Here is a 25517-nt window from a genome sequence, read left to right on the forward strand (position 1 = left end):
GTCCCACACGCGCACAAATGCAGGGCCGGAGGGGTGGTTTGCGGCAAGGTGTCCAGCACCACAGCGCCACCACTGGAGAGCCGATGACAACGTCCTTGCCGGGCCGCACCACGCACGCCCGGGCGCGGGCCTGCGTGCTGGCGCTGTGCCTGGTCCTGCTCGTGTCCTGCAGCCTCTCGGACCCCAGCAGCTCGGACGGCAACAACGCCGAGGCGACGGCGCAGGCGGGGCCGGGCGCCACCGCGAGCCACGTCGGTGCCACGACGCCGCCGGCCGAGCTGCGGACGACAACCGCCCTGGGCCGGCTGGTCGGGCGGCTCCCGGGTCCGCGACGGATCGCGGTGCGCAAGCAGGTCACGGCCGTCATCGACCGCTGGTGGGAGACCGCCTACCTCTCGACGGACGAGACGGCGGGCGCGGACGGCGCCTCGGCCTTCCCCGGGTTCACCGAGGGCGCTCGGGTGCGGGCCAGGGCCGACCGGGAGCTCATGACCAACAGTCGGCTCGGGGCTGCGTCCATCACTCCGCTCATGCGCAAGGTGCACCTCGACCTGTTGGCGGTCAACAAGCGGGCCCGATCGGTGACGGCACGCTTCGACCTGCGGCTCCGCGTCACCGGCACGCAGGGCAGCACCGAATCCCAGGCAGGACCGAGGCGGCTGCAGCTGCAAGGACGGTTGTTCCTCACGCGCGGGCCGCGGGGCTGGAAGGTCTTCGGCTACGACGTCTCGAAGGGGTGGCTGTGATGACTCGTCCCGGATCCTTGCTCACGCGCGCCGCGCGGACCGGCATCCTCGGCCTGGTCCTCGCGGCGGCGGTCTTCGTCGTGCCTCCGTCGTCCGTCCAGCCCGCGGACGTGGAGCTCGTCCGCATCAAGCGGGCCGGTGATGTGTCGGTGGGCTCCGACGTCATCTGGATCCTGGCGGTCGGCTCGGACGCGCGGGCGGGACAGGACATGATGCGCAGTCGCGGCGACGCGCTCCAGCTCGTGGGCATCAACACCAGGACGGACTCGGCCACTGCCATCGGCGTACCCCGGGACTCCTGGGTCTCCCTCCCCGGCCACGGCATGCAGAAGATCAACTCCGCCCTGTACTACGGGGGTCCGCAGGCGATGGCGGCTGCCATGGCCGACCTGATCGGCATCACGCCCGACTACGTCATGGTCACCCGGTTCCCCTTCTTCGAGGACATGGTCGACGACATCGGCGGCATCGAGGTGAGCAACCCGCGTGTCTTCAAGGACCCCAACCTCAAGAAGGAGGGGTTCAGGGCCGGTCGCATCCACCTCGGTGGCTACGACGCCATGGCGTTCTCGCGCATCCGTTACGAGCTCCAGGGCGGGGACTTCGATCGTTCCGCCAACCAGCAGCGGACGCTGCGAGGCATCCACGCGCGGATCAGGTCTCAGGCCGACCGGCCCGGCTTCATCGAGCGTGGCGTCATGACGGTGTTGCAGCACATGGCGACGAACCTCGGGCCCGCCGAGCTCTACGAGCTGGCACAGGCCGTCGCCCAGGTCGAGCCCGGCAAGATCACCACCTGCGTGATCCGCGGCCGCATCGGCTCGGCGGCAGGTCAGAGCGTGGTGTTCCCCGACGTCGCGCAGGCACGCCGGCTGGGCAACGCCGCCCGGAGCGACGCGACGCTGAGCGGCTGCTGACCGACCCATGACCGACCCGAGGGGACGCCGGGCGATCGTGGCGGCGATGCTGGTGGTGGTGGCGGCGATCGTGATCGCGGGCTGGGTGGTCGGCCGGGACGACGCCGCTTGGCGGATCAGCACCGACCCGGTCCCCACTGACGGGCTTGTCTGGGCGGCTGGGTCGACCGTCCACCTCTCAGACGGCCAGACGATCGACACAGGCGGCCCCATCACCGCGTTCGTCGTGGCCGGCGACGGGGTCTTCTTCGTCTCCGCCGAGAGCGAGGAGGATGTCGCATCGCCCAACCACGGCGGCCAGTTGAAGTTCGCTGCGCCGGGGAGGCCGCCAATCGGTACGGGGCTGGTGGCCGTGGTGCCGGGGCACGACCTGTACGCCTCGCCGAGTGGCCGGTACCTCGCCGTTCTGGACCAGTCGACCGGCGTCGAGGACGAGTTCGGAACGGCGCAGCCCTTCGTGGTGGCCTTCGACCTCAAGACCGGAGAGCAGACGATCGACTCCACGCTGGGCATGGGGGATCCCGACGACGAGGACTACGCGGGCTCCGAGACGGAGATCGGACTCTCGTCGGTGACGGACGAGAGCCTCTACGTCGAGGCGATGGACGGGAACTACGTCTTCGATCTCTCCACGGGCGAGCCCGAGAAGCTCTCGGGCTACGGGCCGAGCGACCCCGAACGGGACGACAACTCCGACATGCTGAGCAGCCCGGGCGGCCTGTGGCGCCTCGAGCTAGCTCCAGGAGGGCAGGTCCGAGTCGTGGGAGCCCAGGGCGAAGAGGTGACGCCCCGCACCGACGGGCCCCGGTGGAACCTCTCGTGGTGGATCGATGATCGAACGGTGGTCGGGACGTACAAGAGCGGAGACAAGACCGGGCGGGACTCTGTCGCACTGATGACCTGCCGCGTGCCGTCGGGTGAGTGCGAGGTCTACGAGGAGACCGCGGGGATTGACGTGGTCTTCCCGCTCGGTATCGGGCGGGTCAACGCCGACGGACAGGTCAGGCTCGCCGGGCCCGTCCTGCAGGGCCAGTGACGAGCCCTGATTGTTGAGCGCCTCCGGCAGGATTCGAACCTGCGGCACCTGGTACCGGAAACCAGTGCTCTATCCCCTGAGCTACGGAGGCTCGGGCGAAGCAGACCCTACAACGCCCTGCTGGCAGGGATGAAACCGGTTCGGGTCGGACGAGCGGCGCCGATAGGCTGGGTCAGTGACCCCGGACCAGCTCTCCTTGACCATCGTCGACGTCCTTGAAGCCCTGGTGGCCGACGGCTCCGTGACTCTGCCCGACGGAGTCCCGACGAATGTCACGGTGGAGCGCCCGCGGCAGAAGGGTCACGGTGACTACGCCACCAATGTCGCCATGCAGCTGGCGAAGCCGGCCGGCACCAATCCGCGCGCGTTCGCCGAGCTCGTGAGCAGCCGGCTGGTCGGGGCTCCTGGCATCGCCGCGGTCGAGGTGGCCGGCCCCGGCTTCCTCAACATCACCGTGGCCGCTGGCGCCCAGGGCCAGGTCGCAGCCGACATCGTGGCGACCGGTGCGTCGTACGGCAGCAACGACGACTTCGCGGGGGAGAAGATCAACCTCGAGTTCGTCTCGGCCAACCCCACCGGCCCGTTGCACATCGGGGGCGTCCGTTGGGCTGCCGTCGGCGATGCCCTCGGGCGGGTCTTCACCTTCTCCGGGGCCGACGTCACCCGGGAGTACTACTTCAACGACCACGGCGCCCAGCTCGACCGGTTCAGCTCCTCCCTGCTGGCGTGGTCCAAGGGCCGGCCGGTGCCTGAGGACGGCTACGGCGGCGCGTACATCGAGGAGATCGCGAAGGACGTCGTGGCCAAGCGGCCGGAGGTCCTCGACCTGCCCGAGGAGGAGGCGCAGGAGGTCTTCCGCGCCGAGGGCGTCGACCTGATGTTCGCCGAGATCAAGCAGTCGCTCCACGACTTCGGGGTCGACTTCGACGTCTACTTCCACGAGAACAACCTGCACGAGTCCGGCGCCGTCGAGCGGGCGATCGCGCGGCTCACCGAGATGGGCAACACCTACGAGGCCGACGGCGCCCTGTGGCTCAGGACCGAGCAGTACGGCGACGACAAGGACCGCGTCATCGTGCGGTCCAACGGCGCGGCTGCCTACATCTCGGGCGACCTCGCCTACTACCTCGACAAGAAGGAGCGGGGCTTCGACCGTTGCTTCATCATGCTCGGCGCCGACCACCACGGCTACGTCGGCCGGATGCATGCCATGTGCGCCGCCTTCGGCGACGAGCCCGGCAAGGACCTGGAGATCCTGATCGGCCAGATGGTCAACCTGCTCCGCGAGGGCACACCGCTGCGCATGTCCAAGCGGGCCGGAACCACCGTGTCCATCGGCGACCTGGTGGACGCCATCGGCGTCGACGCGGCGCGCTATGCGTTGGCGCGCTACACCAACGACACCACCATCGATCTCGACCTGGACCTGTGGGCCAAGGCGTCCAACGACAACCCGGTCTACTACGTGCAGTACGCCCATGCGCGCACCTGCCGGATGATGGAGAACGCCGCCGACCTCGAGATGTTGCTGCCCGGGGAGACGTTCGACCCGACGCTGCTGACCCACGAGCTGGACGGCACGCTGCTCCGGGCGCTCGCGGAGTTCCCGCGGGTCGTGACCGCCGCTGCCGAGCTGCGCGCCCCCCACCGGGTGGCTCGCTACCTCGAGGACACCGCCGCGGTCTTCAACAAGTGGTACGACACCAAGGAGTGCCGCATGCTGCCGCAGGGCGACGAGCCGGTCGCACCTGTCAACGAGGCGCGGCTCATGGTGGTCGCGTCCACCCGCACCGTCATCGCCAACGGCCTCGCGCTCCTGGGCGTCTCCGCCCCCGAGCGGATGTGAGTCGTGCCCACCTCCCACCCGTCCGGCTGGGCGCACGCTGACGGAGCGCTCAACCAGCTGCGGCCCGGCGGCCCCTCGTGGCTGAGCGAGCCCACCGACCCCAACGAGCTCGTCCCGCTGCTGTGGTCCGACACCGCTCGGAAGGTCGATGGTGTGCTCAGCGTCGGCGGGGTGAGGTTGCTCGACGTCGTCGCGCAGGAGGGCAGTCCCGCCTACGTCCTCGACGAGGTCGACTTCCGGGGTCGCGCCCGGGCCTTCAAGGAGGCGTTCGCCGCCTACGACGTCTTCTATGCCGGCAAGGCCTTCCTCTCCACGACCACCGTTCGGTGGCTGGCGGAGGAGGGCCTCAACCTCGACGTGTGCTCGGGGGGCGAGCTCACGGTCGCCGAGCGCGCCGGCTTCCCGATGGAGCGGGTGGGCTTCCACGGCAACAACAAGACCGAGGGCGAGCTGGCCCGGGCGCTCGAGCTCGGTGTCGGGCGGATCATCGTCGACTCGTTCCACGAGATCGACCGTCTCGAGCGGCTGACGTCGGAGCTCGATCGCACGACCAGGGTGATGGTGCGGGTGACCGCCGGGGTCGAGGCGCACACCCACGAATACATCGCCACCGCGCACGAGGACCAGAAGTTCGGGTTCTCGATCACGAGCGGTGACGCGCTCGACGCCGTACGCCGCGTGCACGACGCCCCCGGGCTCGACCTGTTGGGCCTGCACAGCCACATCGGCAGCCAGATCTTCGACTCGTCCGGGTTCGAGGTCGCGGCCCGCCGGGTGCTGGCGCTGCACGCACGGGTGAGCGAGGAGATCGGTGTCGCGATGCCCGAGATGGACCTCGGCGGCGGCTTCGGCATCGCCTACACGACCCAAGATGATCCAGCCGAACCGAGCGACCTCGCTGCCCAGATGAGCGAGATCGTCGCTCACGAGTGCCGCGCGCTCGGCATCGATGAGCCGCGGCTGAGCATCGAGCCCGGGCGCGCCATCGTCGGCCCGGCGATGTGCACCGTCTACACCGTCGGCACGGTCAAGGACGTCGCCCTCGACGGAGGAGCCCGCCGCACCTACGTCTCGGTCGACGGCGGGATGAGCGACAACATCCGCACCGCGTTGTACGACGCCGACTACTCAGCGACCTTGGCCAACCGCGCCTCCGCGGCCGCGCCCCGGCTGGCCCGGGTCGTCGGCAAGCACTGCGAGGCCGGCGACATCCTCGTCAAGGACGAGTTCCTCCCCGCAGACGTGGCTCCGGGGGACCTGGTCGCGGTCCCCGGCACCGGTGCCTACTGTCGGTCGATGGCTTCCAACTACAACCACGCGCTGCGTCCTCCGGTGATCGCTGTGCGGGACGGGAAGATCTCCGTGGTCCTACGCAGGGAGACTGTGGACGATTTGTTGGCTACTGACGTGGGTGCGTGATGGGTGAGGCAGACAAGCGACTGAAGGTCGCTGTGCTCGGGTGCGGTTCGGTGGGCTCGCAGGTGGTGCGGCTGCTGATGGAGCAGTCCGACGACCTGGCGGCTCGGGTGGGTGCTCGCGTCGAGCTGGTGGGCGTCGCCGTACGCCGCCTGGACGCCCACCGGGAGGTGGAGGTCCCAACCGACCTGCTGACCACCGACGCGGCCGGGCTGGCGGCCAGGGACGACGTGGACCTCGTGGTGGAGGTGATCGGCGGGATCGAGCCCGCTCGATCGCTGATCCTCAGCGCCCTGGAGAACGGCGCCAGCGTCGTCACGGCCAACAAGGCCCTCCTGGCCGAGGACGGACCGACCCTCTTCGAGGCCGCCGAAAAGGCGGAGCGAGACCTCTACTACGAAGCAGCAGTGGCGGGTGCGATCCCGATCCTGCGCCCGCTGCGCGAGTCGCTCGCGGGCGACAAAGTCACCCGGGTGCTCGGGATCGTCAACGGCACGACCAACTTCATCCTCGACAAGATGGACTCCTCCGGAGCGGGATTCTCCGAGGCACTCGAGGAGGCCCAGGACCTCGGATATGCCGAGGCCGACCCCACGGCCGACATCGAGGGCTTCGACGCGGCTGCGAAGGCAGCGATCCTGGCGAGCCTCGCCTTCCACTCCCGCGTGACTGCCTCCGACGTCTATCGCGAGGGCATCTCCGAGGTGACCGCCGCCGACGTGCAGTCGGCTCGTGAGATGGACTCGGTCGTCAAGCTCCTCGCCATCTGCGAGCTGCGCGACGACAAGGTCGCCGCCCGGGTGCACCCGGCCATGATCCCGCGCTCCCACCCGCTCGCCAGCGTGCGCGGGGCGTACAACGCCGTGTTCGTCGAGTCCGAGGCGGCCGGACAGCTGATGTTCTACGGCCCGGGTGCCGGCGGGTCCCCGACTGCCAGTGCGGTGCTGGGCGACCTCGTCACGGTCGCCCGCAACCGGCTCAGCAACACGCGTGGGGCCGGCGAGTCGGCGTACGCCGATCGTGCGGTGCTGCCGATGGGGGAGACCCGCACCCGCTACCACGTCGCGCTCGACGTCGACGACCGCTCGGGTGTGCTTGCCGCCGTGGCGATGGCCTTCGCCGACAACGACGTCTCGATCCAGACCGTGCGCCAGGAGGGTCGTGGTGCGGATGCCCAGCTCGTCGTGGTCAGTCACGCCGCGTCGGACGCGGCGCTCAGCGCCACCGTCTCGCACCTGCGCAGCATGGACATCGTCCGCGACGTCACCTCCGTCATGCGGGTCGAGGGTGGCCCGGAATGACCTTCACCAACGGTCAGTGGCGGGGGTTGATCGAGGAGTACCGCGAGCTCATCGACCTCCTTCCGGCCGACCTCGTGCCCGTCACGCTGCGTGAGGGCGGCACACCGCTGGTGCACTCCGACTGGCTCTCGTCCCTGACCGGCGGCCAGGTCTGGCTCAAGGTCGAGGGCAACAACCCGACGGGATCGTTCAAGGACCGCGGCATGACGACGGCGATCTCGGTGGCCAAGCACGACGGCGCCCAGGCCGTGGTCTGCGCATCCACCGGCAACACGTCAGCGTCGATGGCTGCCTATGCCGCCAAGGCGGGACTCAAGCCCCTCGTGCTCGTGCCGGAGGGCAAGATCGCCGCCGGCAAGATGGCCCAGGCGGTCGTGCACGGCGCCCAGATCATCATGGTGCGCGGCAACTTCGACCACTGCCTGCAGATGGCCAAGGGGTTGGCATGGAACTACCCGGTCGCGCTGGTCAACTCGGTCAACCCGGTCCGGCTCCAGGGCCAGAAGACGGCCGCCTTCGAGATCTGCGACTTCCTCGGTGACGCCCCCGACTTCCACCTCCTGCCGGTGGGCAACGCCGGCAACATCTCCGCCTACTGGATGGGCTACGAGCAGTACGCCGACCTCGGCCGCTCCTCCAAGCGGCCGGTCATGCGCGGCTTCCAGGCCGAGGGAGCCGCGCCCCTCGTGACCGGGGAGCCCTTTCCCGACCCGGAGACCAAGGCGACCGCCATCCGGATCGGCAACCCCGCGTCGTGGAAGCTCGCCGAGGCGGCCGCGACCGAGTCCGGGGGCCGGTTCGCGGCCCTGTCGGACGCGCAGATCCTGGCAGCGCAGGTGGAGCTCGCCCGGCACGACGGCGTCTTCGTCGAGCCCGCGTCAGCGGCGGGCATCGCCGGTCTGCTCAGTGAGCTGGCTGCCGGCGAGACCTACACCGGCAAGACCGTGGCGATCACCGTCACCGGCCACGGACTGAAGGACACCGCCACGGCGCTGGAGTCCTTCACCGACATCGTCGACACCATCGTCGATGCCGACGTGGACGCGGCTGCGGCCGCAGCCGGGCTTCGTTAGGTATGGCGACCTTCGTCCCCGGCACCGTGCGCGTCACCGTGCCGTCCACGTCGGCCAACCTCGGGCCCGGCTTCGACTCGCTCGGACTCGCCCTGTCGCTGCGCGACTCGCTCGAGGCAGAGATCATTGACGGCGGCCTCCACGTCGAGGTGACGGGTGCTGGGGCGGGCGACGTCCCACGCGACGAGACGCACCTCGTCGTCCGCTCGATGCGGGCGGCCTTCGCCGCGATGGGGGCAGAGCCGGCGGGCCTGTCCCTGCGATGCATCAACGTCATCCCGCACGGTCGAGGGCTCGGGTCGTCCTCGGCGGCCATCGTCGGCGGCGTCTCGCTCGCTCGCGCGCTCGTCGCGGGCGGCCAGCTGCTGCTCGACGACGAGGCGGTGTTCCGCCTCGCCGCGGACATCGAAGGACATCCCGACAACGTCGCCCCGGCCTTCTACGGCGGATTCGTGATCTCCGGTCGTGAGCACGAGCAGTGGTACGCCGTGCCGACCGGCGTCGACCCTCGAGTCACCGCGGTGGTGTTCGTGCCTCCGACGCCGGTCGAGACCAAGGTCGCCCGCGGCCTTCTGCCGGCCGTCGTGCCCCACGCCGATGCGGCAGCCAACAGCGGCCGGGCGGCTCTGCTCGTCGCGGCGCTCGCAGGCAGGCCCGAGCATCTCCTCGCCGCCACGCGCGACTACCTCCACCAGGACCAGCGTGAGCCGGCCATGCCCGAGTCGTTGGCGCTGATGCGCTCGCTACGGGCGGACGGGATCCCTGCGGTGATCAGCGGCGCCGGGCCCACGGTGCTCGCCTTCTCCAATGGAACGGACCACGACCTCGTGGTGCGGACCCCCGCCGGATGGACGTGCCACCAGCTCGACGTGGATCCCGCCGGCGCGCTCGTCGGGGAGTGAACCAGCGCGACGGCGCTGGTGTTAGCATCGCGCTGCGCCATACGGCGTGAAGAGGGCGTCCTGCACAGGACCGCCGCTCTTGCTGCTCCGGTGCGAGGCAACTCTCGCGTGCGGCCATCTGGTCGCCGGGGTTCGTCCTGACGACACGCGCTGCCGCCCACTCCGACAGGCCAGGGCCGCGGCGCCACAACCGAGTTGGACTCACGTGACCGAAACAACTGACGCCCCCGCAACCGCTGCGTCCGCGAAGAAGCGTGGCGGTGGGCTCAACTCCATGCTGCTCGCCGACCTGAAGTCGATGGCTGGTGGCATGGGCATCGCCGGTGCAGGGTCGATGAAGAAGGCCCAGCTCGTCGAGGCCATCAAGGCTGCCCAGGGTGGCACGGGTGGCGGCACCGCGAAGTCCGCGCCGGCGACCACGAAGCCCGCGCCGGCAACTGAGAAGGCTGCGCGGGCGACGGACAAGCCTGAGCCTGCGACCGAGAAGACCGCCCCCGCGACCGAGAAGACCGCGCCGGAGACGGACCGGGCCGCCCCCGCGACCCAGGAGCCCGCGCCGGCTCGCGTGGTGAAGACCACCCGCACCCGTGGCGGCGCATCCAGGACGACCGCGCCGAAGGCCGACGCCCAGCCCGAGTCGCAGCCGGAGACCGCTACGGACTCCGCACGCGACTCCGCACGCGACACCGGGTCCCGGTCCGACAACCGCGACCAGGACAACCGCGACCAGGACGGCCGCGCCGACGCAGGCGGCCCGGCCGGCGAGACGACCGGTCGCCAGCGGACTCGCAACCGCCAGGCCAACCAGCAGACCAACCAGCAGACCAGCGCCGAGAAGCAGCCCCCCGAGCAAGGAGGCCAGCAGAACGGCCAGCAGGGCGGCCAGCGCGAGAAGACCCAGCAGGCCGCCGAGGCGAGGTCCGAACCTCGACAGGCCCCCCAGCAGGAGAAGCAGGCCGCCGACCAGGGACAGGGCCGCAGTCAACAGGCCCAGCAGGGCCAGCAACAGGGCACCCAACAGGCGGGCGGCCAGCAGGGCGGCCAGCAGGGTCAGGCCGACGACCTGGACGACGACGGCGAGGGCGGCAGCCGGCGCAACCGCCGCCGCCGGGGCCGCGACCGTGATCGCGACCGTCAGGGCGTCCGTGCCACGGGCGGACGCAACGAGCCGGACACCACGGTGCTGGAGGACGACGTCCTGGTGCCGGCTGCCGGCATCCTCGACGTGCTGGACAACTACGCCTTCGTCCGCACCTCCGGCTACCTCCCCGGCACCGATGACGTCTATCTCTCGCTGTCGATGGTGCGGAAGTTCGGCCTGCGTCGCGGCGACGCCGTCATGGGTCAGGTGCGTCAGCCCCGTGAGGGCGAGCGCAAGGAGAAGTTCAATCCCATGGTGCGCATCGACAGCATCAACGGGACCGACCCGGAGGCTGCCCGTGAGCGGCTGGAGTTCGAGACGTTCACCCCGGTCCACCCCACCGAGCGGTTGCGTCTGGAGACCGATGCCGCCAACCTGACCGGACGGGTCATCGACATCGCGGCGCCTGTCGGCAAGGGCCAGCGCGGCATGATCGTCGCGCCGCCCAAGTCCGGCCGGACCACGATGCTGCAGTCCATCGCGGGCTCCGTCTCCCGCAACAACCCGGACGTGCACCTGATGGTGGTGCTCCTGGACGCCCGTCCGGAGGAGGTCACCGACTTCCAGCGTGCCGTGAAGGGCGAGGTCATCGCCTCGACCTTCGACCGGCCGGCGAGCGACCACACGATGGTGGCGGAGCTCGCGATCGAGCGAGCCAAGCGCCTGGTCGAGCTCGGCCACGACGTGCTGGTCCTGCTCGACTCGCTGACCAGCCTCGCCCGCGCCTACAACGTCTCCGCACCGGCCAGCGGCCGGACACTGGCCGGAGGCGTGGACGCAGCCGCGGTGCACCCTCCCAAGCAGCTGTTCGGGGCCGCCCGCAATGTGGAGGGCGGGGGCTCGTTGACCGTGCTCGCAACCGTCCTCGTCGAGACCGGTTCGGCCACCGACGAGGTGATCTTCGAGGAGCTGGGCGGCACGGCCAACATGGAGCTGCGGCTGCGTCGTGAGCTCGCGCGGGCACACACCTTCCCGGCCGTGGACATCGTGGCGTCAGGCACGCGTCAGGAGGCACTCCTGACGAGCGAGCAGGAGTCCGGGATCGTCCAGTCCCTGCGCTCGCGGATGGCCTCCGACCCGGTGGCCGCCGTGCCGGCCCTGCTGGAGCAGCTCGGCAAGGCTCAGAACAACATCGAGTTCCTGACGAAGCAGCAAAAACCCGGTCGCGCCATGTGAGGCGCGATCCACGGCTAGAGTCAGCGAACGACCAAAGGGGTAAATATGGCGCGCATCGTTGTCGCAGACGACGACATCGACATCCGTGAGCTTGTCGAGTTCAAGCTCTCGGCGATGGGGCACGACATCGTGGCCGTCGCTGACGGAGCGGCCGCGGTCGAAGCATGCCGGGCCCAGCGTCCCGACCTGGCCGTGCTTGACGTGATGATGCCGGGAATGTCCGGGTTGGAGGCCGTGCGGTTGATCCGGGCCGACCCGACGCTGGCGGACCTGCCGGTCGTGCTGCTGACGGCCCGTGCCCAGGAGTCCGATGTCGCGACAGGCTTCGAGTCGGGGGCCGACGACTACATCACCAAGCCGTTCAGCCCGCGCGAGCTGGCCAAGCGGGTGGACACGCTGCTGGCGCGGGAATCCCCTGATTCGCACTAGCGTTGATGGCAGTGGCACACTTGCGTGCTGGCTCCGGTTCACGCTCGGCGCATCCCGCGCAGGCGACCCGGCGCATCGTTTGAGAGGACGACACCCCATGAAGAAGGACATCCACCCCGCATACGTGGAGACCACGGTCACCTGCACCTGCGGCGCAAACTTCACCACCCGCAGCACCGCGACCTCCGGCGCTCTCAAGGCCGACGTCTGCTCGCAGTGCCACCCGTTCTACACCGGCAAGCAGAAGATCCTCGACACCGGCGGCCGCGTCGCCCGCTTCGAGGCTCGCTACGCCAAGAAGGCCGGCAAGGCCGAGCCCGCCGAGGCAGAGACCGCCGAGAGCAAGTAGCTTCCTTTCAGCGCCGACCTCCCGCAGCAGCGGGCGGTCGGCGCTGTGCATTTCGCCGTCCGCCCGTTTGAGTTCACTCTCCACCCACCGCCTGAGGAGACCAGAAGTGTTCGAGGCCGTTGAAGGGCTCGTCGCCGAGCACGCCGACCTCGAGGGTCGTCTCGCCGAGCCGGAGACGCACGCCGACCAGCGCCTGGCCAAGCGCCTCAACCAGCGGTACGCCGAGCTGTCGGCCATCGTCACCACCTGGCGTCGCTGGCAGGAGCTCGGAGACGACATCGAGGCCGCCCGCGAGCTGGCGAGCGAGGACCCCGCCTTCGCCGACGAGGCCGTGCAGCTGACGGCCGAGCGCGACAAGGCCAGCGAGCGGCTGCGGCACCTCCTGGTCCCGCGGGACGCCACGGACGCCAAGGACGCACTTCTCGAGGTCAGGGCAGGGGAGGGTGGCGAGGAGTCCGCTCTCTTCGCGGCCGACCTGCTGAGGATGTACACCCGCTACGCCGACCAGCGCGGCTGGAACACCGAGGTGTTGGACGCCACGGAGTCCGACCTGGGCGGCTACAAGTCCGTGACCGTCGCCGTGAAGGCCAAGGGCATCGCGGAGCCCGGCGAGGCGCCGTACGCCCTCCTCAAGTTCGAGGGCGGCGTGCACCGCGTGCAGCGGGTGCCGGTCACCGAGTCACAGGGGCGGATCCACACGAGTGCTGCCGGCGTCCTGGTCATGCCGGAGGCCGAAGACATCGACGTCGAGATCCACGACGCCGACCTGCGCATCGACGTCTATCGCTCGTCCGGTCCCGGCGGGCAGAGCGTCAACACCACCGACTCCGCGGTCCGGATCACGCACGTGCCGACCGGCATCGTGGCGAGCTGCCAGAACGAGAAGAGCCAGCTCCAGAACAAGGAGTCGGCGATGCGGATCCTGCGGGCCAGGTTGCTCGCTGCTGCGGAGGAGGAGGCCAACGCGCAGGCCAGCGCGGCGCGCAAGAGCCAGATCCGCACGGTGGACCGCTCCGAGCGCATCCGCACCTACAACTACGCCGAGAACCGGATCTCCGACCACCGCACCGGCTACAAGTCCTACAACCTCGACACCGTCCTGGACGGGGCACTGGGCCCGGTCCTGCAGTCGTGCGTGGAGGCCGATCTCGCCTCACGACTCGAGGCGATGGAGTCGTGAGCGAGGGTCTGCCACCGCGGACACTGCTGACTGCTGCGGCCAGACGGCTGGCGGCCGCCGGCGTCTCGAGCCCGGAGCACGACGCGGCGGAGCTGCTGGCACACGCGCACGGGGTCGAGCGCAAGGACCTGTTCCGCATCGACGTCGTGCCCGCCGCGCTGGCGGAGCGCTTCGAGGGTCTGGTGGGGCGCCGGGCCGCGCGTGAGCCCCTGCAGCACCTCACCGGGGCGGCCTACTTCCGCCACGTCGAGCTCGTCGTCGGACCCGGAGTCTTCGTGCCGCGGCCGGAGACCGAGCTCCTCGCTGGTTGGGCGATCGATGAGGCGCTCGCGGTCGCCTCGAGCGCTGGGCGTGCGCCGGTGGTGGTCGACCTGTGCACCGGGTCCGGCGCCATCGCCAAGGCGGTCGCCCACGAGGTCCTGGGCGCGGTAGTCCACGCCGTCGAGCTCGACGAGTCCGCCCATCGGTGGGCCGAAGGCAACCTGGCCGGGACCGGGGTGGACCTGCGACACGGGGACATGGCGAACGCCTTCGACGACCTGGTCGGCAACGTCGACGTGGTCGTCTGCAACCCGCCGTACATCCCGCTCGAGGCCTGGGAGTCGGTGGCGCCCGAGGCCCGCGACCACGACCCCCACCTCGCGCTGTTCTCCGGGGACGACGGGCTGGTCGCCCTGCGTGTCCTGGCAGACCGCGCAGCCGTGCTCCTGCGACGCGGGGGAGTGGTCGGTGCCGAGCACGCCGACGCCCAGGGCGAGTCGGCGCCGGCAGTCTTCAGGGCCACCGGCCGGTGGGCCGAGGTGACCGACCACCGCGATCTGGCAGGGCGTCCACGCTTCACCACGGCCCGACTGGCACGATAGGCGGGTGCAACGGCTTGGAGTGACCACCGACGACGAGCGTGAGGCGGCCATCGAGGCGGCGTCCATGGCGATCCGCCGCGGCGAGCTGGTGGTGCTTCCGACCGACACCGTCTACGGGATCGCCGCCGATGCCTTCTCGGCGGACGCCGTCCATGCCCTCCTCAACGCCAAGAACCGCGGCCGGGACATGCCACCGCCGGTCCTGGTGAGCGCTGCGACGACGCTGGACGCGCTGGCGGTCGGGGTCCCCGACTACGCACGCACCCTCATCGAGAAGTTCTGGCCCGGACCCCTCACCATCGTGTGCCGCCAGCAGGCATCGCTCCAGTGGGACCTCGGCGAGACCCGCGGCACGGTCGCGGTCCGCATGCCCGACCACGAGGTCACCCTCGCGGTCCTCGAGCGCACCGGCCCCCTCGCGGTCAGCTCCGCCAACCTGTCGGGGCGTCCCGCTGCCGTCGATGCCGACCAGGCGGAGTCGATGCTGGGGGACCGGGTCGAGGTGATCATCGATGGCGGCAGCTCCGAAGGCGGTGACGCCTCCACCATCGTCGACTGCACAGGCGACCAGGGACGGATCCTGCGGCGGGGTGCGCTGTCGGTGGAGGACCTCAACGCCGCGCTCGAACCGCTCGGAGTGCGTCTCACGGACGACGGCTGATGCGCGAATACCTCCTCGTCTTCCTGGTCGCCGGGACGGTCACCTATCTGCTGACGGTGGTCGCGCGCGAGATCGCGCTGCGGACCGGCGCCGTCGCCCAGGTCCGCGACCGGGACGTGCACGTCGAGCCCATTCCCTACCTGGGTGGCATCGCCATGCTCGGGGGGCTGGTGGCCGCCTACCTCGTCGCGCGTGAGCTGCCGTTCCTGTCGCTCAGCGACCCCTTCGTCTTCCGCGACGCCGGCGTCGTGCTGCTGGCCGGGGCCCTGGTGTGCGCGGTCGGGGTCCTGGACGACATCTTCGACATCGACGCGCTCACCAAGCTCGGGGGCCAGGTGCTCGCTGCCGCCCTGCTGGTGGTCTTCGGCGTCCGCTTCTACTTCTTCCCCCAGCTCGACGGGGAGCAGTTCTCGCTCGACCCCGCCCAAGGGGCGCTGCTCAGCGTGATCGTGGTGATCGCCACCATCAACGCGGTCAACTTCGTCGACGGCCTCGACGGCCTCGCCGCAGGGGTGGTGGGCATCGGCGCCGTGGCCTTCTTCCTCTTCTCCTACTTCCTGGCCAGCGAGAACGAGCTCACCCTGGCCACGACGGCCGCCCTGTTGACGGCGAGCCTCGCGGGGGCCTGTGCGGGGTTCCTTCCCCACAACTTCCACCCGGCCCGGCTCTTCATGGGCGACTCCGGCTCGATGCTGATCGGGCTGGTGCTGTCCGCAAGCACCCTGACGATCACCGGGCAGTTCGCCGGCAACGAGATCACGTCCGACGGCAACCCCATCTTCGTCACCATCCTGCCCCTGCTGCTACCTGCGTCGCTGTTGATGGTGCCGGTGGCAGATCTGGTGCTCGCGGTCGTACGCCGCACGCGGGCCGGCCGGTCGCCGTTCTCGCCCGACAAGCAGCACCTGCACCACCGGCTCCTCGAGATCGGTCACTCGCAGCGTCGGGCTGTCTACATCATGTGGATGTGGGCGGCCCTGGTCGCGGGCGGATCCGTGGTCGTGAGCCTCTTCGGCGGCCAGGCCACCTGGTGGGGGCTGGGCGCGGCCTTCGCCTTCGTGCTCGTCATGACCTTCGTGGTTCCCGTCCTGCACAGGCCCCGCTCGAGCAGTGCGAATTCGGGCCTGCCCGAGACTTTGTGATAGTTTTCACGAGCGCTCCCGAGGTCGCATCTGCGGGCTTGGAGAGCGGATTCTGACCCTCCACAGGACGGCCGCCGCCATGACGACCGAGTCGAAGCAGGACACCCGCCCCGGTGTGACCGTGCTCCTCGTCGCCGCTGGCGCCGCTCTCGTCGTCGGGCTGACGATGACTGCCGTCGCAGCGCTCGTCTCGGGTCCGGTCGCCGCCCTCAGCGTTGCCGCCGGCGTCGGTCTGGTGGTGTCGGTCCTCAGCTTCGGCGCCTTCTCGCTCAACATGGTGGCGTCGATCATGCCGAGCGCCACCGTGCTCGTCGCCCTGGTCACCTACGCCCTCCAGCTGGTCGTCATGGCGGCCGTGGTGCTGGCCCTGGTCCGCAGCGGAGCGATCGAGGAGACCCTGGACCGGCGCTGGCTCGGTGGGGGCGTGGCGATGGCCACCGCGGCCTGGATGATCGCCCAGATCGTCTCCGCGACCAAGGCCCGCATCCCGCTCTACGACCTCCCCGAGGCGGGTGCGCGATGACCCGGCACGCCTGCTATTGTCCGGGGCGCGATGGCTCAGCAGCAGGCCCCTTCGGAACACTCAGACGATCCTCCCCACGGCGACCCCTGGTTGGCGTTTTCCTACCTCGTCTCGGGTGCGACGATCTACGGCCTCATCGGCTGGGGTCTCGATCGATGGCTCGGTACGAAGTACCTCGTCGTCATCGGCATCCTGCTCGGTGTGGCGCTGGCGATCTACATGACTTTTGGCCGGTTCGGCGGGCTTCGGCCACGAGCGGACAAGCACAGCGAAGGCAGGAGAGAGAGTGAGCTTCCACGTGAGCCTGAGTGAGGGCATCCGCGCAGCCGAAGGCGAGGGCGATGGTTTCATCGCCCCCGGACCGGGCAGCTTCGAACTGCCCCCGGTCTTCGAGGTCGCCGGGTTCGGCGTCACCAAGCCGATGCTGCTGGTGGTCCTCTCGGCCGTGCTGATCCTGGCCTTCACGATCGCTGCCTCGCGCAAGCGCGCCATGGTCCCGGGCCGGCTGCAGTTCGTCGGCGAAGGGGTCTACGGCTTCGTCCGCAACACCCTGGCTCGCGACAACATCGGCAGCGAGCACTTCATGAAGTTCGTGCCCTACCTCTTCACGCTGTTCATGTTCATCCTGGTGAACAACTACTACGGCATCTTCCCGCTGCTGCAGTTCCCGAGCTTCTCGCGCATCGGCTTCGTGATCCCGCTCGCGATCATCTCGTGGCTCATCTACGTCGGCACGGGCATCTGGAAGCACGGGCCGCTGGGCTACCTCAAGCACGCCACGATGCCCGCCGGCGTCGGCGGCCCGATCCTGATCCTGCTGATCCCGCTGGAGTTCTTCTCCAACATCCTGGTGCGTCCGGTCACGCTCACGCTGCGTCTGTTCGGCAACATGTTCGCCGGCCACCTGCTGCTGATCCTGTTCGCCACCGGCGGTGCCGCGCTGCTGCAGAGCGGCAACGCCCTGTATGCCGGCGTCGGCGTCCTCTCCTTTGCCCTGGGCATCGGCGTCAGCTTCCTCGAGATGCTGGTCATGTTCCTCCAGGCGTACGTCTTCACCCTGCTCAGCTCGATGTACATCGGTGAAGCGCTCGCGGACGAGCACTGATCCAGCACCCACAAGTTTCGCCAAACAGCGGCGCGATGGTCGCGTCGCCGACGAAAGGAAAAGCCGTGGAAGGCTCCATCAACATGATCGGCCTCGGCCTGTCTGCCATCGGTCCCGGTATCGGTATCGGCCTCATCTTCGCTGCGTTCATCAGTGGCGTGGCCCGTCAGCCCGAGGCTCAGAGCCGCCTGCAGTCGATCGCCATCCTTGGCTTCGTTCTCGCTGAGGCTCTCTTCATCATCACCGTCGCGCTCGCGTTCGTCCTGCCCATCTGACGACCGTCCCGGCATTAGGGAGATCACCTGTGGAAACCACAATCCGAGCGGCCGAAGAGGCGCACAACCCTCTGATCCCGATCCTCTCGGAGATCGTGCTGGCGCTGATCGTCTTCGCCATCTTGTTCTTCGCGATCAAGAAGTTCGTCGTGCCGAACTTCGAGAAGACGTTCGCCGAGCGCACCCAGGCGATCGAAGGTGGCCTGAGTGCTGCCGAGACCAAGCAGGCCGAGGCCGACGCCAAGCTGGCCCAGCTCGAGAAGCAGCTCGCCGATGCCCGTCACGAGGCAGCGCGCATCCGTGAGGAAGCGCGTGAGCAGGGCGCCCAGATCGTTGCCGAGATGCGTGAGCAGGCCCAGACCGAGGCGACGCGCATCGTCGAGCACGGCAAGACGCAGATCGAGGCCGAGCGTCAGCAGGCGGTCACCTCGTTGCGTGCCGAGGTCGGCGCACTCGCCACGGGTCTGGCAGGTCGCATCGTCGGCGAGAGCCTCGACGACGAGGCTCGTCAGAGCCGCGTGGTGGAGCGGTTCCTTGCCGACCTCGAGGCCGACTCGCAGACGAGCGGAGTCAACTGATGCAGCTGCGTGGTGCCTCGGCTGATGCCCTGGCAGCCCTCTCCGACCTCTTGGGGAGCAAGCTGCAGGGCGGAGCGGACGCGGCCCGGGTCGGTGACGACCTCTTCACGGTCGCCGGCCTGTTCCGGGCCGAGCCCGGCCTGCGCCGGGTCGCCACGGATCTGTCGATCGACGCCAGCGCCAAGCAGGGCCTCGTCGGGGGCATCCTCACCGGCAAGATCGACCCGGCGTCGCTCGACATCGTCTCCGAGGCCGTCACCCGCCGCTGGACGTCGGCGCGCGACCTGGCCAACTCCCTCGAGCACCTGAGCGAGATGGCCACGGTCAAGTCGGCCGGCACCGAGTCAGCGCGTCTCTCCGACGAGCTGTTCGCGTTCGCCCAGGCCGTCAACGACAACCCGACGCTGCGCGACGCGTTGTCCGACCCGGCCCGGTCGGTGGACGACAAGGCCACCCTGGTCCGGTCGCTCCTCGACGGGAAGGCACTGCCGGCCACGATCACCCTGGCTCAGCAGGCGCTGGCCGGCACCTACCGCACCGTGGCAGTCGCCCTGACGACCTACCAGCAGGTCGCTGCCCAGGTCCATGACGAGCGAGTCGCCACCGTGCGGGTCGCTCACCCCCTGACGGACTCCGAGCGGCAGCGTCTCAGCGACGCCCTCTCTCGCCAGTACGACCGTCAGTTGCACCTCAACGTGCTGATCGACCCCGACGTCATCGGCGGCATCCGCGTCGAGATCGGCGACGATGTCATCGACGGCACCGTGGCCAGTCGTCTCGACGAGGCTCGGCGCAAGCTCGCCGGCTGACCGGCCGAGCGCAGCAGACACCCCAGAACTTCGAGCAGCTCAAGAAATCAGAGGTTAGGAAAATGACGGAGCTTTCGATTCGTCCAGACGAGATCCGCGACGCGCTCCAGCGCTTCGTGTCCGACTACAAGCCTGAGTCGGCCAGCAAGGAAGAGGTCGGCACCGTCGCCGAGGCGGCGGACGGCATCGCGCGCGTCAGCGGCCTGCCCTCGGTGATGGCCAACGAGCTGCTCGAGTTCGAGGACGGCACGCTCGGCATCGCCCTGAACCTGGACACCCGCGAGGTGGGTGTCGTGGTCCTGGGTGACTTCGACAAGATCGAAGAAGGCCAGACCGTTCGCCGTACCGGCGACATCCTGTCGGTCCCCGTGGGCGAGGGCTACCTCGGCCGCGTGGTCGACCCGCTCGGCACCCCCATCGACGGTCTCGGCGAGATCGCGTCCGACGAGCGGCGCGCCCTGGAGCTCCAGGCCCCCGATGTCATGATGCGCAAGTCGGTGCACGAGCCGCTCGCGACCGGCATCAAGGCCATCGACGCGATGACCCCGATCGGTCGCGGTCAGCGCCAGCTCATCATCGGTGACCGCGCGACCGGCAAGTCCACGATCGCCATCGACACGATCATCAACCAGAAGCAGAACTGGGAGTCCGGCGACCCGGACAAGCAGGTGCGCTGCATCTACGTCGCGATCGGTCAGAAGGGCTCGACCATCGCTGCCGTGCGCGGGGCCCTCGAGGAGGCCGGTGCTCTGGAATACACCACCATCGTCGCCTCGCCCGCCTCGGACTCGGCCGGCTTCAAGTACCTCGCCCCCTACACCGGCTCGGCCATCGGCCAGCACTGGATGTACGCCGGCAAGCACGTCCTGATCGTGTTCGACGACCTGACCAAGCAGGCCGAGGCCTACCGCGCCGTGTCGCTGCTACTGCGTCGCCCGCCGGGCCGCGAGGCCTACCCGGGTGACGTCTTCTACCTCCACAGCCGCCTGCTCGAGCGCTGCGCCAAGCTCTCCGACGAGCTGGGCAAGGGCTCGATGACCGGCCTGCCGATCATCGAGACCAAGGCCAACGACGTCTCGGCGTTCATCCCGACCAACGTCATCTCGATCACCGATGGCCAGATCTTCCTGCAGTCCGACCTGTTCGCGGCCAACCAGCGCCCGGCCATCGACGTGGGTGTCTCGGTCTCGCGCGTGGGTGGTGCGGCGATGACCAAGGCGATGAAGGCCGTCACCGGTTCGCTCAAGGTCGACCTGGCGCAGTTCCGCGCCATGGAGGCGTTCGCGATGTTCGCCTCCGACCTCGACGCCGCGTCGCGCCAGCAGCTCGACCGTGGCCAGCGCCTGATGGCCCTGCTGCGCCAGCCGCAGTACTCGCCGTACCCGCTCGAGGAGATGACTGCCTCGCTGTGGCTCGGCACGACCGGCCGCCTCGACAAGGTCCCGACCGACGACGTGCTGCGCTTCGAGCACGAGTTCCTCGACTACCTGCGCCGCAGCCACGAGGGCATCCTCGCCGGCATCCGCGAGACGCAGAAGTTCGAGGACTCGACCGGCACCGAGATGGAGCGCGCCTACGACTCCTTCCTCGACCAGTTCGAGACCTCCGACGGCCAGAGCATCAAGGCCGGCAAGGAAGAGCACGTCGCCCTCGAGGACGAGGACGTCGAGCAGGAGCAGATCGTCCGGCAGAAGCGGGGCTGAGGCAATGGCTCTCTCGGTACGTGAGTACCGCGCGCGGATCAAGTCGACGGAGTCGATGAAGAAGATCACGCGTGCCATGGAGCTCATTGCTGCGTCCCGGATCATCAAGGCGCAGCAGCGGGCCCAGGCGGCTGCGCCGTACGCCCGTGAGCTGACGCGTGCCGTCTCGGCCGTGGCGACGTTCTCCAACGTCGACCACGCCCTGACGGTCGAGCCCGAAGACCCGAAGAAGGCGGCGATCCTCGTGGTCACCTCCGACCGCGGGCTCGCCGGTGCCTACTCCTCCAACGTGCTCAAGGAGGCCGAACGCCTCGTCGAGAAGCTGAAGGGGGAAGGCAAGAAGGTCGACCTCTACGTCTCCGGACGCAAGGGCGAGGCCTACTTCAAGTTCCGTCAGCGTCCCGTCATCCAGAGCTGGACCGGCTTCTCCGACCAGCCGACCTATGACGTGGCCTCCGACATCGGCGCGACCCTGATCTCGGCGTTCCTCAACGACACCGACGCGGAGCCCGAGGAAGGCACTGCGCCGGGCGTCGACGAGGTTCACGTGGTCTACACGCGGTTCCGCTCCATGCTCCACCAGGAGCCGGCTGCCGTGCGCTTGCTGCCGCTGGAGGTCGTCGAGGGCGAGGAGAAGCCAGAAGACGAGGACCTGTTGCCGCTCTACGAGTTCGAGCCGTCGCCTTCCGAGGTGCTCGACTCGCTGCTGCCGCGCTACGTCCAGAGCCGGATCTTCTTCGCCCTCCTGCAGGCGGCCGCATCCGAGCTGGCCGCTCGCCAGAAGGCCATGAAGTCCGCGACGGACAACGCCGACGAGCTCATCAAGAAGTACAAGCGCATTGCCAACCAGGCACGCCAGGCTGGCATTACCCAGGAAATCAGCGAGATCGTCGGAGGCGTCAATGCCCTTGCCGACGCACAAGCCGGGAATGAGTGAACATGACTGCCACTGTTGAAGAGACCACCACGAAGAGCGAGGGCGGCGCTGTCGGCCGCATCGCCCGCATCATCGGCCCGGTCGTGGACATCGAGTTCCCGACTGATGGCATGCCGTCCATCTACAACGCGCTCAAGGTCGAGCTGACCCTGCTCGGCAAGACCGAGGAGATCACCCTCGAGGTCGCGATGCACATCGGCGACGGCATGGTCCGTGCCATCTCGATGCGCCCCACCGACGGTCTCGTGCGCGGCACCCAGGTGCGCGACACGGGCGGCCCGATCTCGGTGCCCGTCGGTGACGCCACCCTCGGCCGGGTGTTCAACACCACCGGCGACTGCCTCAACCTCGCCGAGGGCGAGACGCTCGACGTCAAGGAGCGCTGGGGCATCCACCGCAAGGCGCCCGCCTTCGACCAGCTCGAGGCGAAGACGCAGATGTTCGAGACCGGCATCAAGGTCATCGACCTGCTGACGCCGTATGTCCTCGGCGGCAAGATCGGGCTGTTCGGTGGTGCCGGTGTCGGCAAGACCGTGCTGATCCAGGAGATGATCGCCCGCGTCGCCAAGAACCACGGTGGCGTGTCCGTGTTCGCCGGCGTCGGCGAGCGCACCCGTGAGGGCAACGACCTCATCGAGGAGATGACCGAGGCCGGCGTCATCGGCCAGACCGCACTGGTCTTCGGTCAGATGGACGAGCCGCCGGGCACCCGCCTGCGGGTCGCCCTGTCGGCACTGACGATGGCGGAGTACTTCCGCGACGTGCAGAACCAGGACGTGCTGCTCTTCATCGACAACATCTTCCGCTTCACCCAGGCCGGCTCCGAGGTCTCCACGCTGCTGGGGCGCATGCCCTCCGCCGTGGGCTACCAGCCCAACCTCGCCGACGAGATGGGTCAGCTCCAGGAGCGGATCACCTCGACCCGCGGACACTCGATCACCTCGATGCAGGCGATCTACGTCCCGGCCGACGACTACACCGACCCCGCCCCGGCGGCGACGTTCGCCCACCTGGACGCCACGACCGAGCTCTCCCGTGACATCGCGTCGCAGGGGATCTACCCGGCCGTGGACCCGCTGACGTCGACCTCGCGAATCCTCGACCCGCAGTACATCGGGCAGGCTCATTACGACTGCGCGATCCGGATCAAGCAGATCCTGCAGCGCAACAAGGAGCTCCAGGACATCATCGCGATCCTCGGTGTCGACGAGCTCTCCGAAGAGGACAGGATCATCGTGTCCCGCGCTCGCCGCATCCAGCGGTTCCTGTCGCAGAACACCTACGTCGCCAAGCAGTTCACCGGCATCGAGGGTTCGACGGTCCCCGTGGCCGACACCATCGAGGCGTTCAACAAGATCGCCGACGGCGAATACGACCACGTGGCCGAGCAGGCGTTCTTCATGTGCGGTGGTCTCGACGACGTCGAGGCCAAGTGGGCTGAGATCCAAAAGGGTCTGTGATGTCTGACTCGACACTGCACGTGGAGCTCGTCGCGGCGGACCGGCTGGTCTGGTCCGGCGAGGCGAAGATGGTGATTGCCCGCACCACCGAAGGTGACGTGGGCATCCTCGCCGGTCACGCGCCGCTGCTCTCGGTGATCATCGAGGGTGTCGTCGACGTGCAGACCGCCGAGGGCGAGACGTGGGTGGCTGCAGTGGACGCCGGCTTCATGTCGGTGGCCAACAACCGGGTCTCCATCTTGTCCGAGCGCGCAGAGATGTCGCACGAGATCGACCTCGAGAAGGCTCGTCAGGACCTCGAACGGGCCCAGGCCTCGGGCGAGAACAGCGACGATGCCAAAGAGGCCGTACGCCGCGCAGAAGCCAGGATCCGGGCAGTGGAGCGGGCTTCCTGACTCCACGCAATCCAGGGCCGATAGGGTGAGCGCACGAACCGCAGGGTTCGTGCGCTCGTCACATTTGTCTCCTTCCTCATCACCCACGCGCGACCAGCAGGAGAGTGAATGCCCGACTGGCAACGGCTGCTCGAATCTGCTGGCCTACTGCTGCTCCTCCCCCTGCTCTACGGGATTGCGCTCATCGTGCGACGCCGGGTGCTCTCACGCCACGGAGGCACCTTCGAGCTCAGCTGCCGCCTGCACACACAGCATCCGGGGCGCGGCTGGCTGCTCGGGCTGGGCCGCTACAGCGGTGAGGAGCTCGAGTGGTTCAGGATCTTCTCCCTCTCCCCGAAACCGAGGAGGGTCTGGTCCCGTGCGTCCCTGTCCTTCTCGCGTCGGCGTGAGCCGGTGGGTGGAGAGCAGATGTCGCTGTACTCGGGGCACGTGGTCGTGGTGTGCGAGACGGGCCATGGCACCGTCGAGCTCGCGATGAGCGAAGCATCACTCACCGGGTTCCAGTCCTGGCTCGAGGCCGGACCGCCCGGCACCGACTGGGACCGCCACCGCAGCTGAGGAGCCTCAGGCCGGGCCGGTCGATCCCCCGATCCGCAGCTGTACCGAGAGCAGCACGTCGGAGACGGGCTCGCCGTTGATCCGCGCAAGCATGGCCCGCGCCGTTGCTCGACCCTTCTCGGCGAACGGCTGCACCACTGTCGTCAGCTCGAGGTCCAGCCATGGGGTGGCGACACCGTCGAACCCGCTGACGCTCAGGTCCTCAGGGACACGCAGATCTCGTCGCGTGGACTCGAGGATCACGGCCGCCGCCTGGACGTCGCTGTGACACACGACAGCAGTGACGTCGGGTGCTGTCTCGAGGTAGGTCGCAGCCATGATCTGGGCCGCAGAGAGGTCGCTCTCACAGGCGCCGATCACGTGGGCGTCGGGAAAGACCTCGCGCAGGCCGGCCAGCCGCTCACGCTCGGGGTGCGAGGGCTGCAAGGTCATCGTGGCAACGCGGCGATGCCCCAGGTCGCGCAGGTGCGCCGCCAGCGCGGCAACCCCTGCCCGGTGGTCGATGTCGACAAAGGTCGTCCCTGGCCAAGTCGGGCCCTCGACCACGACCATGGGCACGCCACGCGCGGCGAGGTCGGCTTGAGCGGCCCAGGTCTCGCGCCCGCAGATCATGTAGATGACGCCGTCGAGCGGAATCTGGGAATGGTCGACGTCCTCGTTGTCGCCCATCAGCAACAGACCCAGACCAGCCGACTCGAGCCCCTCGCATACGGCGTCGAGCAAGGGCAGCGCGGCCGGGTCACGGAAGGCGGTGCTGAGCGGTCCAAGAGCGATGCCGATCACCCCGCTGCGACCCTGGCGGAGGTTGCGCGCGAGAGCATTGGGACCGGCATACCCCAGGGCAGTGGCAGCGCTCAGCACACGCTGTCTGGTCGACTCCGAGACGGGCTTGTTGCGGGAGAAGGTCAGCGAGGCCGTGGACAACGACACCCCGGCGGCCGCGGCGACGTCGGCAAGCGTGGGGGTGCGAGTTGGACCAGCCATGCAGAGAAGCTA

General features: G+C 69.0%; 27 protein-coding genes and 1 tRNA gene. 26 read left to right on the forward strand and 2 right to left on the reverse strand.

Annotated elements, in window-relative coordinates:
- The first annotated feature begins 83 nt into the window (after positions 1-83).
- The 3 genes from VNJ48_RS06850 to VNJ48_RS06860 are packed head-to-tail and all read left to right on the forward strand — an operon-like array spanning position 84 to position 2699.
- A complete protein-coding gene (locus VNJ48_RS06850) occupies positions 84-746 on the forward strand; it encodes a hypothetical protein (RefSeq protein ID WP_325600425.1) in 663 nt (220 codons plus the stop codon).
- Positions 746-1663, forward strand: coding sequence for an LCP family protein (locus VNJ48_RS06855; protein WP_325600427.1), 918 nt, complete (start codon positions 746-748; stop codon positions 1661-1663). The genes VNJ48_RS06850 and VNJ48_RS06855 overlap by 1 nt, the downstream gene beginning before the upstream one ends.
- A 7-nt stretch (positions 1664-1670) precedes the next feature.
- Positions 1671-2699 carry a hypothetical protein gene (locus VNJ48_RS06860; RefSeq protein ID WP_325600429.1) on the forward strand — a complete coding sequence of 343 codons (1029 nt, stop codon included), beginning with the start codon at positions 1671-1673 and terminating at the stop codon, positions 2697-2699.
- A gap of 18 nt (positions 2700-2717) precedes the next feature.
- On the opposite strand, the gene VNJ48_RS06865 is transcribed toward VNJ48_RS06860, so the two are convergent.
- Positions 2718-2790, reverse strand: a tRNA-Arg gene (locus VNJ48_RS06865).
- 84 nt (positions 2791-2874) lie between these two features.
- On the opposite strand from VNJ48_RS06865, the gene argS reads away from it, so the two are divergent.
- The 23 genes from argS (at position 2875) to VNJ48_RS06980 (ending at position 24521) form a co-directional block, all read left to right on the forward strand.
- Entirely contained in the window at positions 2875-4545 is a 1671-nt protein-coding gene (argS, locus tag VNJ48_RS06870) for an arginine--tRNA ligase (protein ID WP_325600431.1), read from the forward strand.
- Between the two features lie 3 nt (positions 4546-4548).
- Positions 4549-5964, forward strand: coding sequence for a diaminopimelate decarboxylase (gene lysA / locus VNJ48_RS06875; protein WP_414689922.1), 1416 nt, complete (start codon positions 4549-4551; stop codon positions 5962-5964).
- Entirely contained in the window at positions 5964-7262 is a 1299-nt protein-coding gene (locus VNJ48_RS06880) for a homoserine dehydrogenase (protein WP_325600433.1), read from the forward strand. The genes lysA and VNJ48_RS06880 overlap by 1 nt, the downstream gene beginning before the upstream one ends.
- Positions 7259-8335 (forward strand): threonine synthase, encoded by a 1077-nt coding sequence (gene thrC / locus VNJ48_RS06885; protein ID WP_325600434.1) that lies wholly within the window; start codon positions 7259-7261, stop codon positions 8333-8335. Before VNJ48_RS06880 ends, thrC begins: the two co-directional genes overlap by 4 nt.
- A gap of 2 nt (positions 8336-8337) precedes the next feature.
- Positions 8338-9237, forward strand: coding sequence for a homoserine kinase (gene thrB / locus VNJ48_RS06890; protein WP_325600436.1), 900 nt, complete (start codon positions 8338-8340; stop codon positions 9235-9237).
- Positions 9238-9442: 205 nt separating this feature from the next.
- On the forward strand, positions 9443-11554 hold the full coding sequence (gene rho / locus VNJ48_RS06895; protein ID WP_325600438.1) for a transcription termination factor Rho: 2112 nt from the start codon (positions 9443-9445) through the stop codon (positions 11552-11554).
- 45 nt (positions 11555-11599) lie between these two features.
- A complete protein-coding gene (locus VNJ48_RS06900; RefSeq protein WP_297740385.1) occupies positions 11600-11983 on the forward strand; it encodes a response regulator transcription factor in 384 nt (127 codons plus the stop codon).
- Between the two features lie 97 nt (positions 11984-12080).
- Positions 12081-12332, forward strand: coding sequence for a 50S ribosomal protein L31 (rpmE, locus tag VNJ48_RS06905; RefSeq protein ID WP_325600441.1), 252 nt, complete (start codon positions 12081-12083; stop codon positions 12330-12332).
- Between the two features lie 106 nt (positions 12333-12438).
- Complete coding sequence (prfA, locus tag VNJ48_RS06910) at positions 12439-13512, forward strand: peptide chain release factor 1 (RefSeq protein WP_325600443.1); 1074 nt, start codon at positions 12439-12441, stop codon at positions 13510-13512.
- Positions 13509-14375 carry a peptide chain release factor N(5)-glutamine methyltransferase gene (prmC, locus tag VNJ48_RS06915; RefSeq protein ID WP_325600445.1) on the forward strand — a complete coding sequence of 289 codons (867 nt, stop codon included), beginning with the start codon at positions 13509-13511 and terminating at the stop codon, positions 14373-14375. Before prfA ends, prmC begins: the two co-directional genes overlap by 4 nt.
- A gap of 4 nt (positions 14376-14379) precedes the next feature.
- The gene (locus VNJ48_RS06920; protein WP_325600447.1) at positions 14380-15036 is read left to right on the forward strand and encodes an L-threonylcarbamoyladenylate synthase; all 657 of its coding nucleotides are present in this window, start codon (positions 14380-14382) and stop codon (positions 15034-15036) included.
- The gene (locus VNJ48_RS06925) at positions 15036-16178 is read left to right on the forward strand and encodes an MraY family glycosyltransferase (protein ID WP_325600449.1); all 1143 of its coding nucleotides are present in this window, start codon (positions 15036-15038) and stop codon (positions 16176-16178) included. Before VNJ48_RS06920 ends, VNJ48_RS06925 begins: the two co-directional genes overlap by 1 nt.
- A gap of 79 nt (positions 16179-16257) precedes the next feature.
- A complete protein-coding gene (locus tag VNJ48_RS06930; protein ID WP_325600451.1) occupies positions 16258-16701 on the forward strand; it encodes a hypothetical protein in 444 nt (147 codons plus the stop codon).
- A 90-nt stretch (positions 16702-16791) separates the two neighbouring features.
- Positions 16792-17013 (forward strand): AtpZ/AtpI family protein, encoded by a 222-nt coding sequence (locus VNJ48_RS06935; protein ID WP_325600453.1) that lies wholly within the window; start codon positions 16792-16794, stop codon positions 17011-17013.
- A complete protein-coding gene (atpB, locus tag VNJ48_RS06940; RefSeq protein WP_325600454.1) occupies positions 16988-17806 on the forward strand; it encodes a F0F1 ATP synthase subunit A in 819 nt (272 codons plus the stop codon). The genes VNJ48_RS06935 and atpB overlap by 26 nt, the downstream gene beginning before the upstream one ends.
- A 35-nt stretch (positions 17807-17841) precedes the next feature.
- A complete protein-coding gene (atpE, locus tag VNJ48_RS06945) occupies positions 17842-18081 on the forward strand; it encodes an ATP synthase F0 subunit C (protein WP_325600456.1) in 240 nt (79 codons plus the stop codon).
- 29 nt (positions 18082-18110) lie between these two features.
- On the forward strand, positions 18111-18659 hold the full coding sequence (locus VNJ48_RS06950) for a F0F1 ATP synthase subunit B (protein ID WP_325600458.1): 549 nt from the start codon (positions 18111-18113) through the stop codon (positions 18657-18659).
- Positions 18659-19468: a F0F1 ATP synthase subunit delta gene (locus VNJ48_RS06955; RefSeq protein WP_325600460.1), complete on the forward strand. Its 810-nt coding sequence runs from the start codon at positions 18659-18661 to the stop codon at positions 19466-19468. The genes VNJ48_RS06950 and VNJ48_RS06955 overlap by 1 nt, the downstream gene beginning before the upstream one ends.
- A 62-nt stretch (positions 19469-19530) precedes the next feature.
- The gene (gene atpA, locus VNJ48_RS06960) at positions 19531-21171 is read left to right on the forward strand and encodes a F0F1 ATP synthase subunit alpha (protein ID WP_325600462.1); all 1641 of its coding nucleotides are present in this window, start codon (positions 19531-19533) and stop codon (positions 21169-21171) included.
- 4 nt (positions 21172-21175) lie between these two features.
- Positions 21176-22108, forward strand: a complete 933-nt coding sequence (locus VNJ48_RS06965; RefSeq protein ID WP_325600464.1) for a F0F1 ATP synthase subunit gamma — start codon at positions 21176-21178, stop codon at positions 22106-22108.
- 2 nt (positions 22109-22110) lie between these two features.
- Entirely contained in the window at positions 22111-23568 is a 1458-nt protein-coding gene (atpD, locus tag VNJ48_RS06970; protein WP_325600466.1) for a F0F1 ATP synthase subunit beta, read from the forward strand.
- On the forward strand, positions 23568-23963 hold the full coding sequence (locus VNJ48_RS06975) for a F0F1 ATP synthase subunit epsilon (protein ID WP_325600468.1): 396 nt from the start codon (positions 23568-23570) through the stop codon (positions 23961-23963). The genes atpD and VNJ48_RS06975 overlap by 1 nt, the downstream gene beginning before the upstream one ends.
- A 108-nt stretch (positions 23964-24071) precedes the next feature.
- A complete protein-coding gene (locus VNJ48_RS06980) occupies positions 24072-24521 on the forward strand; it encodes a DUF2550 domain-containing protein (protein ID WP_325600470.1) in 450 nt (149 codons plus the stop codon).
- 6 nt (positions 24522-24527) lie between these two features.
- Here VNJ48_RS06980 and VNJ48_RS06985 read toward each other — a convergent pair whose 3' ends face one another.
- Positions 24528-25505, reverse strand: a complete 978-nt coding sequence (locus VNJ48_RS06985) for a LacI family DNA-binding transcriptional regulator (protein WP_325600472.1) — start codon at positions 25503-25505, stop codon at positions 24528-24530.
- Between the last annotated feature and the right edge of the window lie 12 nt (positions 25506-25517).

The sequence above is a fragment of the Nocardioides sp. genome, from assembly GCF_035576065.1.
Taxonomy (GTDB): Bacteria; Actinomycetota; Actinomycetes; order Propionibacteriales; family Nocardioidaceae; genus Nocardioides.